Source organism: Lacticaseibacillus pantheris DSM 15945 = JCM 12539 = NBRC 106106, from assembly GCF_001311175.1.
GTDB lineage: Bacteria > Bacillota > Bacilli > Lactobacillales > Lactobacillaceae > Lacticaseibacillus > Lacticaseibacillus pantheris.
The window spans coordinates 1-10,851 of sequence record NZ_BBAI01000055.1 but is presented as its reverse complement, the minus strand read 5'-3'; the positions used below and the strand labels follow the sequence as shown (position 1 = coordinate 10,851).

Sequence of the window (10,851 nt, the reverse complement as noted above, 5' to 3'; positions counted from 1 at the left end):
TGGATTGACACCAAGAGAATACCGACAACAGTTTAAGCTTTCCAAAAGTGTCTAACTTTTGTGTGGCGCTTCACCCACTTTGTCTCCAGAATCTGCCGCTGTAAGTCATAACTGTCAGTAAGTGCTAGCGCACAACTGACAGTAATTCCAACAGCGCTTCGGGGTCGCAGCAACCACGTCTACAGGCACGACGCCTCCACCCCCAACGCCACCCGCGGGTTCGACCACAATTAGCACTCCAACCAAAATCTATGTCAGACCCAGCACCATAACTGAATTGAAAAAGCGTTAGCGATATCGGCTGCATCTCTGGATGATGCAACCATTATCGTTAACGCTTTTTGATTATTTACCATTGGTCATTAGCAATCGCTGCGTGGGCGACCGTATCCAGCCCTGCACGCGCATTGATAGCCGCAACGTTCTCCGTAGTGTACGTGAACTCGCCGGTTGTAATCAATCGCTGGTAGAGTTCGGCGTACGGAACGTTCTGTGCACCCGCCAAATCCGCTTCGCTGGCGGCGTCGTACGGTACGTAACGCTGCGTCCAGCGGCCGACACTGCCATCAGCCACCGAAAGGATACCGTAACAAGCACGACTAATTTCCCCACGAGGCCAAGAGGTGTTGATTGCCCGACGCTACCTGGATTAATGACGTAACGGCCGTCAGTGGTGCGCCGCACAACTGGCTGGTGGGTGTGGCCGCAAAAGGCCAGGTCGGCGTTATTACCGGCAAGCACGTGGTCAAAGTGGTCCTGAGGGGCGGTGGGCTCAGTGTAATGACCGCGGCACTTGTCCGGCGTGGCGTGAAAGATGCTGACCCGTACGCCCGCTACCGTGACGTTTTGCTGCAGGGGCCGGGCGGCCAGCCACCGGAACTCATCCGCCGTCATGCGTTGCCGGTCGTAATTAGACGTCACGATTGCCATGACGGCTTTGCTATTGCCATCGAAGTCGGTGAAGCGGTGCGCCAGCAGGCTGGTGTACACCTCCTCGTGGTTGCCCAGCACCCACGCGAGCGGGTGCAACTGACGTAGCGCCCTGAGGCAGCGCTCCGGCTCGGGGCCGCGGTTGGTAATGTCACCCAGCACGATGTAATCCGTGACGTGCTGTTCCTCCGCATCCGCCAATGCGGCCGTGAGGGCACCAAAGTTGCCGTGCACGTCGCCGATAATTGCAATTCGCTGTTCTTTTGTTGCCATTCAGGTTACCTCACTTTGCTAAAGTTCCGCTCTGTATAGTCGAGCTCCCCCATGCAGAAGCCGCCGTGTAAGCAGTGTAACCCACCAGGCAAAGTACGCCTGCCGGTTTACACTACTTACACTATGGCTTCTGACCGCATGGGTCCGCTCTGTACCAATAATTATGTCACCCGGCACGCACAATGCAAGGGGTGGGTGACAGTTGGGTATTAAATCCGCAATTTCACCTGCAAACGTATGTTCACTGTGCTACAATCAGGAACACAAGTTACTTTTTTTTACGTAAGCCGATAGACGATAGCTGCCCGCGTTTTGTTGGGTTGGGTTTTGTGATTGGCATAGTACTTCTGGGAGGATCGGAACGGCATGATTGAAATTAAGCAAGTGACCAAAACGTACGCCGATGGGGATGCACTGGCTAACCTCACGCTGACCATTGATGATGGCGAACTGTTTGTGCTGGTGGGCCCGTCCGGTAGTGGCAAGACGACCCTCCTGCGGTCAATTAATCGCTTAGTGGTACCGACATCCGGTCAGGTTTTTGTCGACGGTGTGGACGTTGCCACAGTTGATCTACAGGACCTACGCCGGCACACCGGTTACGTGTTACAGTCGGGGGCGTTATTCCCCAACATGACCGTTGAGCAAAATGCCCAGATTCAAATGGAAGCATTGGGCTGGGCGCCGGCAAAGATGCACGACCGGATCCGTCAATTGATGCACCGTGTGGATTTGGATCCGGAAGTATTCCTCGACCGGAAACCCAGCGAGTTGTCGGGTGGTGAGGCCCAGCGGGTGGGTATTGTCCGTGCGCTGGCTCCCAACCCCAAACTGGTGTTGATGGACGAACCGTTTAGTGCGCTCGACCCATTGTCGCGGCGCCAACTACAGTCACTCGTGCGGGAACTCCATCGTGAACTCGAAACCACCTTTGTCTTCGTGACCCACGACATGCGCGAAGCTTTGCAGTTGGCCGACCACCTCGCTGTCATTCACAGTGGGCGGCTGCAACAGGTGGGCACGCCGGCCGACATTATGGCGAAACCGGCCAACGACTTTGTCCGCAACTTCTTTGACGACGAGATTGCGCGTAGTCGCTACATGCAGCAGGTGGCCGCGAGTGGCTTAGGCAAAGTCGCAGTGGGGGACGAGACGGTGACGCTCGATGGTCGCGATACTATCTTTGACTGGGCGGCAGCCGTGCAAACTCAGCCAGACGTTGTTGTCCGGGTGGGCAAAACGCGGTTGGTAGCTGCCGACTTAATTACCTACATGGCACGAATGACGGGTGGTGACCAGCAGTAATGTTACAACAAGTATGGAGTTACATCGCCAAAAATCAACACTCAATCTGGCTGTCGTTACTGCAACACATCGAGATTTCGGCTTTGGCGGCCATTATTACCATTATCATCGCGATTCCGCTCGCGGTGGCTTTACTCAACCACCGGCGGGCCGGCGAATTTGTGCTACAAGTTGCCAGCGTGATTCAGACCATTCCTAGTTTAGCTATTTTGGGTCTGCTCATTCCGATTGTGGGCATTGGCACGGTGCCCGCGGTCATTGCGCTGGTGCTGTACGCGTTAATGCCGATTTTTTCCAATACATACGCCGGTATGACCAACATTGATCCGGTTTTGCTCGAGGCGGCGGATGCTTTGGGTGTGTCACGGCGTTTCCGTTTATTCAGAATTTTATTTCCGTTAGCCATGCCCATGATTTTGTCCGGTATTCGGATTGGGGTCGTCATGATCATTGGGACCGCCACGCTGGCCGCACTGATTGGTGGTGGCGGTCTGGGGACGTACATTTTGTTGGGTATCCAAACCAACAACAACGCCGCCCTCATTGTGGGGGCGCTGCTCGCGGCAGTCCTCGCATTGCTGGCTAGTTGGCTGATTCGGGTGCTATCGAAGGTGCCCCTTAAACGACTGCTAATAGGCTTGGTCGCGCTGATTGTGGTGGGCGGCGGTGTGTACGGCGTTCGCGCGGTGACTGCGCCTAAGACCACCAACGTGACCATCGCGGGGAAGATGGGCGGTGAACCGGAAGTACTCATCAACATGTATAAGGAACTCATTGAGCAGGATAATTCCAACGTGCACGTGACCGTTAAGGCCAACTTTGGGGGCACTAGCTTCTTGTTCAAGGCCCTGAAAAGTGGCAAAGTGGACGTTTATCCAGAGTTTACGGGTACCGTGTTGCAGTCGTTAGTCAAGGGTGACCAGACCGTGAGTCACAACCAGAACAAGGCGTACCAGTCGGCGAAGCAAGCGTTGTCCAAGCAGTTCGGGATGACGTACCTCCGGCCGATGCAGTACCAGAATGATTATGCACTCGCGGTCACTAAGGCGACGGCGCAGAAGTACCACCTGCAGAATTTTGAGGACTTGGTCAGCCACCCAGAGCTGATTGCGGGCTTTGATCCTGATTTTTACGCCCAGGAGGACGGTTATCCCGGGCTGAAGAAGGCGTATGGGCTCAACTTTACCCAGGTGAAGACGATGGAGCCCTCGTTACGCTATGAGGCGTTGGCCAAGGGCCGGATTGGCGTAACCGACGCGTACACAACGGACCCACAATTGCGTCAGTACCACCTGGTGGTGTTGAAAGATTCGAAACACTTTTTCCCGTCGTATCAGGTGCACCATTGATGAAGACGCAGTTTGCCAAGCAACACCCGGAGGTAGTCCGCAGTCTGCGCAAGCTGAGCGGCCGCATCACGACTGCCGACATGCAGGAGATGAATTACGAGGTCACGGTGCAGCACAAGAAGGCGTCTACGGTGGCGCGTCAGTACCTGCGCAAAGCGGGACTGTTGAAGTAGTAAGTTGATGGAGGCGGACATGGCAGAGAGTATCCCGGCGCAACAACGTCAAGTTTTAGACCGCTTATTGCAGCGCTTAGGGCCACAAAACTGGTGGCAAAACGACAACCGGCTGGCTGACTGGATTTCAATGATATTGGTGCAACAGACCACCGGCCGTAATACCGAAAAGGTGATCGCCAACATGATGCCGTACATGACGGTAGAGCAGTTGGCGGCGATGCCCACGAACGAGTTGGAACAGCTGATTCGGCCGTCCGGATTTTACCGGCAGAAGACACGGTCAATTCAGGCGCTGCTCCAATGGTACCAGGATCATGGGGCCCAGTTGGATAGTTTTAAAGACGTGCCGACGGACGAGCTACGAGCTTCGCTACTCTCCATTCGGGGTGTGGGTGACGAGACGGCTGACGATATGTTGCTCTACATCTTTGACCGTCCGGTTTTCGTGGCTGACAACTACGCGCGCAAGCTATTTGCACGGCTGGGCGTAGGTGATTATAAGACCTACGCGGCCATGAAGCAGGCAACGACGAGCCTGATGGATGGAATTTCAGCCGCCACCGCGCAAGATTGGCACGCCGTGATTGATGAGTACGGTAAGTCCGTCCGGCGGCAGGACGATGTCGATGAGTCGTGGTTAATTGTATAAGTGACCTTGGTGCCGGGCGGTGTGTCACTGTCGCGGCACCTTTTTTTTGGGTATTCGGGGTATGTTCTGCTAGTATAAAGCTATTAATAGAAAGTGGTGACCAGATAATGGCAGTGCAACTACCAGAAACAGTGCGCACGTTTGTTGAAGAAAACTTGGTTGACCGGCACGGGACTAACTCGGAAAAGTGGGACGGACTACAGGCAGAATTTGGTGCTACCGACCTGTTACCGTTGTGGATTGCCGATATGGAATTCGCGGCTCCGCAAGCCGTCCGTGACGCCTTAGTTGCCCGGGTCACAACGGGGGTGTACGGGTACTCATTCACGCCCGACAGTTATTACGCGGCTTTGGCTGATTGGATGCAGCGCCGGCACGGGGTGACCATCCAGTCCGATTGGGTGCGTTTGACGACCGGAATCGTCAAGGCGTTGTACATGATGGTTGATTGGCTGACTGCACCCGGGGCGCCGGTGGCGGTAATGGAGCCAGTGTATTATCCTTTTATGCACGCCATTGAGGATCAGGGCCGCAAAGTGGTGTCCGCTAACCTGCAGTGGGGCGAGTCCGGCTGGCAAATTGACTTTGACGAACTGGAGCAAGTCCTAGCCGTTAATCATCCCCGTCTGCTGATTCTCTGCTCTCCGCACAACCCGGTTGGCCGAATCTGGACAGCCGACGAGCTGCGGCGGGTTCTCAGCATTGCGGAAAAGCACGACGTCATCGTGGTCGCCGATGAAATTCACCAGGATTTTGAAGTTGGCGGACCACGGTTTACCTCCGCCCTGGCGGTGGCGACACCAACGCAGATGCGGCACTTGGTGGTCCTGAATGCCGCATCAAAAACCTTCAACCTCGCCGCCCTGAACAACGGCAACGTACTCATTCCGGATGCACATTTGCGTGCCGATTATGACCAGTATTCGCAGCGGGTGGACAACGTTGCGGGTACCATGCTAGGGCAAATCGCCACGGAGGCCGGATACCGGCACGGCGAAGAGTGGTTTGACCATTTGCTTGACGTCGTACGGTTTAATTATGATCACCTCCGGGACGTCCTAGCCGATGGGGCTCCGCAAGTGAAGGTGGCCGACCTACAAGGAACTTACTTGAGTTTCCTCGACCTGGGTGCGTACGTTGATGCGCAGGATATTCGCGACTTTGTGCAGAATCAGGCCCACTTAGCGGTGGATTACGGCGAGTGGTTTGCGCCGACTACCGCTACGTGCATTCGGCTCAATCTAGCGACGGACCCGCAGATTGTTGATGAGGCGGCTCGACGTATCGTCGCCGCGTCCGTAGTGCAAAGTAGGTGGCACGGGCATGCAGTTAGGATTAAAAGCAAGCACCGATGAACGTCAAATTGCCGACCGGTTGCAGTACCATCCGGATGTGTTTGAGTTTCACTTAACGGCGGACGACTTTACCACCGCGGGTTGGGCACACTTACAGCAAATGGTGGCGTTGGTCCAGCAATCTGTACCGCGAGTGGTGTTACATCACCCCATGAAGTGGCAGGGATGGCGCTGCGAGTTGTGCGTGAACGAGGACGCCCATCCTGAGTTGTACCGGTTCGTGATGGACAGCTCCCGGCGGCTGGTCGACTTTGCCCGGGCGACCGGGACGGTGGCGCTCATCCACGGTGGTTACAACCAAAAACCGGGCGAACCGGACTTAGTCGGAGATTGGCCAAACCTCAAAGTCGCGCAGACCGTCGTGCTGGGGCGGTTAAGCGAGCTGGCTAGTCGTGCCCGCGGACACGTGGTGTTTGAAAACAGTATGCTGGCAACGTTCCAGTACGGCCACCCGGATTTTGAACGCGAACTGCTGGCGCTGGATTTACCGCTGGCGTACGACGTCAGCCATGCATTCATCGTGCTCCACGGTGACAACGACGCACTGATTGCAAGTTTACGGCACCTGGCACCCGCAGTGCGCCATTACCACCTGGTGGATTCCATGGGGCAAACGCACGACAGCTTGACGTTAGGCACTGGTCTAATTGATTGGGCACGTGTCTTGCCGGAACTGAATCCGGACGCGTCCCGTATTTACGAAATTAACTTGGCCAACCAGTGGGACTGTGCAGAAATGCTGGCTAGTCACCGATACTTACAAACGGTTGCGGCCTGAATAGACTAACTGAATCGGTGTGCTGAACCAATAAATCGGCGTGTACCTAGAAGTGGGGATGTTGTTCATCCCGGCTACTGGGTGCACGCCGATTGTGCGTTGCGGCCGTTGCTGGTCGAAATGAACCGCAAAAAGGTGTCGGCCTATATTTACTTACTATTTGGAAACGCTATAATAAACAATTATTAACGCATTACGACCTAATTGTCGGTAAGGGAGGGAGCGGCCAGGACAACGGCCCTGGTCACGCAGACTTGTTTAATATTGTTTTTAAACACACACACGGAAAGGCGTTGCTTTTCCTGATTTTGGCACCATTATCGATGTTGGGTGAAGTGTTGTCAGACCTACAGCAACCAACGTTAATGTCGCGCATCCTGGATAATGGGTTAGGCAAAGGTGACATGAATTACGTCCTCCGCACGGCCGGTTTAATGGCCGTCTTTGCCCTCATTGGCCTGATTGCCGGGGTGGCCTGTAACGCGATGGGTAGCTACGCCTCATTGCAGATGGGTGCCGAACTACGACAGCACATGCTGCGGGTCGCGCTCACGAGCCGGAACCCCCAGGGACTACAGCCGGCAACCATCATTACGCGTATCACCAACGATGTCGTGCAGATGCAAAACTTGGTGATGCTGATGGTGCGGGGCATGGTCCGCTCGCCATTTCTGATGGTTGGTGGCGCGGTCATGTCCGTCATTGTTAGCCCTAAATTAGCGTGGTTATTGCTAATTGTGATGCCGCTACTGCTAATCTTTATGGTGCTCGTGGTGCGGCGGAGCGTGCCGCTATTTACGCGCGTGCAGCAAAGCATTGACCACGTTAACCTGATTATGCGGGAGAACCTCAACGGGATGAAGACCATCAAGTCTTATACCCTCGAGGACAGCCAGTACGACCGCTTCACGGAGGCCAATGACACTTTGCAAAGTGATAGCGAAAAGGCGCAACGGTCCACCATCATTTTGTCGCCCGTTATCTTGCTAGTGCTCAACCTGGCCGTGGTGGTGGCTCTGGCCTACGGTGGGCGGTTGGACATGCAGCACGCCATTTTGGACGGCCAGATTATCGCCTTTGTGAACTACATGATTCAAATTACCAACGCAATGATTGGTACGGTCAACATCATTACTGCGTTTTCTCGCGCGAGCACCAGTGCCATTCGGGTGCGCGAGGCCCTGGCGGAAGAGGACAGTCACGATGCCCTCGACCAACAGTCCGGACAGACGCAACTGCCAGCGGGCAGCGGCTTTGATTTTGACCACGTGAACTTTGGGTACGGGAAGCGGCCAATATTGGCGGACGTTAATCTACACGTTCCTGATGGTGCCTGGCTGGGTGTGATTGGGACGACTGGTAGCGGCAAAACGACGCTGGTCAACCTGTTGACGCGCGCCTTTGACGACTATCAGGGACACATCACGGTTGGTGGTGTGGACGTCCAGGCGCTCACGTTGACTGAATTGCACCACAAAGTTGCGGTGGCATTGCAGGACAGCGTGCTCTTTTCGGGCACCGTTCGGGATAACCTACGTTACGGCAACCCGAAAGCGGATGACGATGCGCTACGGCGGGCCATCCACGACGCGGCCGCCGATGACTTTTTCCAGGGTGACGCAGGGTTAGACCAACCAGTTGAACAACACGGCAAGAACTTTTCTGGCGGTCAACGGCAGCGGTTAAACCTTGCGCGTGCACTGGCGGCGGATCCGGACATCCTGGTACTCGATGACATTACTAGCGCGGTCGATCAGGAAACTAACGCGGTTATTCAACGGCGGCTGCAGGTCAACCGTGCGCACCGGACCACGATGATTATTTCCCAACGGATCAGTAACCTGGTTGACTGTGACCAAATTATTGTGTTGGAAGGCGGCCGGATTACCGGTCAGGGAACGCACCAGGAGCTGATCCAAACGTCCACGTTCTACCGGAGATTAGTGGCAGCACAGTTTGGCGAGGAGGCAGCCGCAAATGCAAATGCGTAATGTTGGCAATATGGGCGGTGGCGGCCGCCCCAGTGGCACACCCCGTGGAGTGCGGGTGGCTGTGTCCATTAACGATTGGCGCGGGACGTGCACCGTATTTGGGCGTACCTCGCCAGCAAAAAGTGGCGGTTATTTGGCGTGTTCTTGATGACCGTGGTAACGACGGCGGTCACGATTGTGGGCAACCGGTTCAACGGTATCGTTGTGGACACGTATATCGCCAAGCATAATTTGCGGGGACTGTACATTATTTGTCTGGTGCTCGCGGGGATGTACGTCGTTTCGAGTGCGTTCACGTACTGGCAAAACTACACGATGATTGACGTTGCCCAGGATACCAGTGCGCGTATTCGGCACGACATCTTTGCAAAGCTGCAGCGGCTGCCCATGCGCTACTTTGATACCCACGATAATGGGGACGTGATGAGCACGTTGACCAACGACGTGGATAACATTAATACCGCCCTGATGCAGACCTTTGTGCAACTGTTTACCGGGATTATCAGCGTGGTGGGGATGCTCGGCGCGATGATTGTGTTGAGCCCGCTTTTGACCGTGATTGTGCTACTGAGCACGGTGATGACGTACACTTTTTCGCGGATGGCGGCGCGGGTAACGCAAAAGGCGTTTACCATCCAGCAGTCGGCGTTGGGGGACCTCAACAGTCAGATTGAGGAGTCCGTCTCGGGCAAGCGCGCGGTACAGTTGTTCAACCACGAGCAGATGAGTCTGGACCGCTTTGCTCAGACGAATACGCAGTACACCGCTGCGGCCTACCGTGCGCAATTATTTAGCGGCGCGATGGGGCCATTTAACAACATGACCAACAATGTGGCTTACCTGCTGATTACCGCGGCGGGCGCCATTTCGATTGTGAGTGGTCGTGGCGGCATCACGGTTGGTGTGATTTTCACCTTCCTGATTTACCTCCGCAACTTTACGGGGCCTATCAATAACACCCTGAACCTGATTAACACCCTACAGTTGTCGCTAGCGAGTGCGGAGCGGGTGTTCAAAGTCATTGACGAAGAACCGGAACGGGACCTGCCGGATGCAGAGGCCATTACGACCACTACTGGCGCGGTGAGCTTTGACCACGTCAGCTTTGCGTACGAACCAGGCAAAGAAATTTTGCATGACGTCAACATCGAGGCCCATCCCGGTGACACGGTCGCGATTGTGGGGCCAACGGGAGCGGGTAAAACTACCATGATGAACTTGTTAACCAATCTGTATCCACTCCAGTCTGGTACGGTGCGTTGGATGGACGGGATGTCACCACGATTAAGCGCCAAAACTTACGGCGACTGGTCACCGTGGTGCAACAGGAATCACACATGTTCACCGCCAGCGTGGCGGATAACATTCGCAATGGTAGCTTGGATGCGACGGATGACGAAGTGCACGCCGCAGCGGAGCAGGCCCACGCGGATCACTTTATTCGCCAGCTACCCAATGGTTACGACACCGTATTGACGGAGGACGCGGCGGGGTTGTCGCAGGGGCAACGGCAACTGCTGAGCATTGCGCGAGCCTTTGTGACGAACGCACCGGTGCTGGTACTGGACGAAGCTACTAGTCCGATTGACAGCAACACCGAGTTGGACGTGCAGCACGCGATGACGGAGCTGATGCGCGGTAAAACTAGCTTTGTCATCGCACACCGGTTGTCGACGATTCGCCGGGCGACGACCATCGTGGTGATTGACGGTGGCCGCGTGGTGGAACGCGGGACACACGAAGAGCTGCTGGCTGCCAAAGGGTTTTACTACCAGCTGTACGAGAGCCAATTCCAGGGTGGTACGCAAAGTAGCTGAGGCCTGTGGGGGTTCTGGCCTGTGGTGGTTCTGACCGGCGGGGGTGCCGTGGGGTACTACGACTTTGTGGACCGCTCCACGGTGACCGCTGCTAGGGCGAAACCTCCAACCGCAAAAACCGCGGTTTCCGGTGCGACTTAGAGCCTGCCTGCCAAGTGCGGGCAGCCAGTCTCTAAGTTCGTCGCGCCGTACATCGCTACGCTCTTACGGCGGCAAGCCCCTAACAGC

The 10,851-nt window shown here is 55.5% G+C and carries 6 protein-coding genes and 2 pseudogenes; 7 read left to right on the top strand and 1 reads right to left on the bottom strand.

All coding sequences use genetic code 11. The features are described from left to right. Positions 1-456: 456 nt before the first annotated feature. On the bottom strand, positions 457-1,203 hold the full coding sequence (locus JCM12539_RS11725) for a metallophosphoesterase family protein (RefSeq protein WP_054651694.1): 747 nt from the start codon (positions 1,201-1,203) through the stop codon (positions 457-459). 366 nt (positions 1,204-1,569) lie between these two features. Between JCM12539_RS11725 and JCM12539_RS11720 the strand changes: the two genes are divergently transcribed. From JCM12539_RS11720 to JCM12539_RS15370, 7 genes and pseudogenes are all read left to right on the top strand, one after another. Next, positions 1,570-2,508 (top strand): ATP-binding cassette domain-containing protein, encoded by a 939-nt coding sequence (locus JCM12539_RS11720; protein ID WP_054651692.1) that lies wholly within the window; start codon positions 1,570-1,572, stop codon positions 2,506-2,508. Beyond that, positions 2,508-4,030 (top strand): annotated as a pseudogene (locus JCM12539_RS11715) (ABC transporter permease/substrate-binding protein). The gene JCM12539_RS11720 and the pseudogene JCM12539_RS11715 overlap by 1 nt, the downstream one beginning before the upstream one ends. Positions 4,031-4,049: 19 nt before the next feature. Continuing rightward, positions 4,050-4,682 carry an endonuclease III domain-containing protein gene (locus JCM12539_RS11710; RefSeq protein ID WP_054651690.1) on the top strand — a complete coding sequence of 211 codons (633 nt, stop codon included), beginning with the start codon at positions 4,050-4,052 and terminating at the stop codon, positions 4,680-4,682. Between the two features lie 107 nt (positions 4,683-4,789). Next, positions 4,790-6,037, top strand: a complete 1,248-nt coding sequence (locus JCM12539_RS11705; RefSeq protein ID WP_054651688.1) for a MalY/PatB family protein — start codon at positions 4,790-4,792, stop codon at positions 6,035-6,037. Next, positions 6,006-6,815 (top strand): sugar phosphate isomerase/epimerase family protein, encoded by an 810-nt coding sequence (locus tag JCM12539_RS11700; RefSeq protein ID WP_054651686.1) that lies wholly within the window; start codon positions 6,006-6,008, stop codon positions 6,813-6,815. Before JCM12539_RS11705 ends, JCM12539_RS11700 begins: the two co-directional genes overlap by 32 nt. Before the next feature lie 254 nt (positions 6,816-7,069). Next, complete coding sequence (locus JCM12539_RS11695) at positions 7,070-8,806, top strand: ABC transporter ATP-binding protein (protein WP_054651696.1); 1,737 nt, start codon at positions 7,070-7,072, stop codon at positions 8,804-8,806. A gap of 10 nt (positions 8,807-8,816) precedes the next feature. Continuing rightward, a pseudogene (locus JCM12539_RS15370) lies at positions 8,817-10,623 on the top strand (ABC transporter ATP-binding protein). The last annotated feature ends 228 nt before the right edge of the window (positions 10,624-10,851 follow it).

Excerpts from the sequence above, each read along its gene's own strand:
- JCM12539_RS11725 (WP_054651694.1), bottom strand. The coding sequence starts at position 1,203 with ATGGCAACAAAAGAACAGCGAATTGCAATTATCGGCGACGTGCACGGC.
- JCM12539_RS11720 (WP_054651692.1), top strand. The coding sequence starts at position 1,570 with ATGATTGAAATTAAGCAAGTGACCAAAACGTACGCCGATGGGGATGCA.
- JCM12539_RS11710 (WP_054651690.1), top strand. The coding sequence starts at position 4,050 with ATGGCAGAGAGTATCCCGGCGCAACAACGTCAAGTTTTAGACCGCTTA.
- JCM12539_RS11705 (WP_054651688.1), top strand. The coding sequence starts at position 4,790 with ATGGCAGTGCAACTACCAGAAACAGTGCGCACGTTTGTTGAAGAAAAC.
- JCM12539_RS11700 (WP_054651686.1), top strand. The coding sequence starts at position 6,006 with ATGCAGTTAGGATTAAAAGCAAGCACCGATGAACGTCAAATTGCCGAC.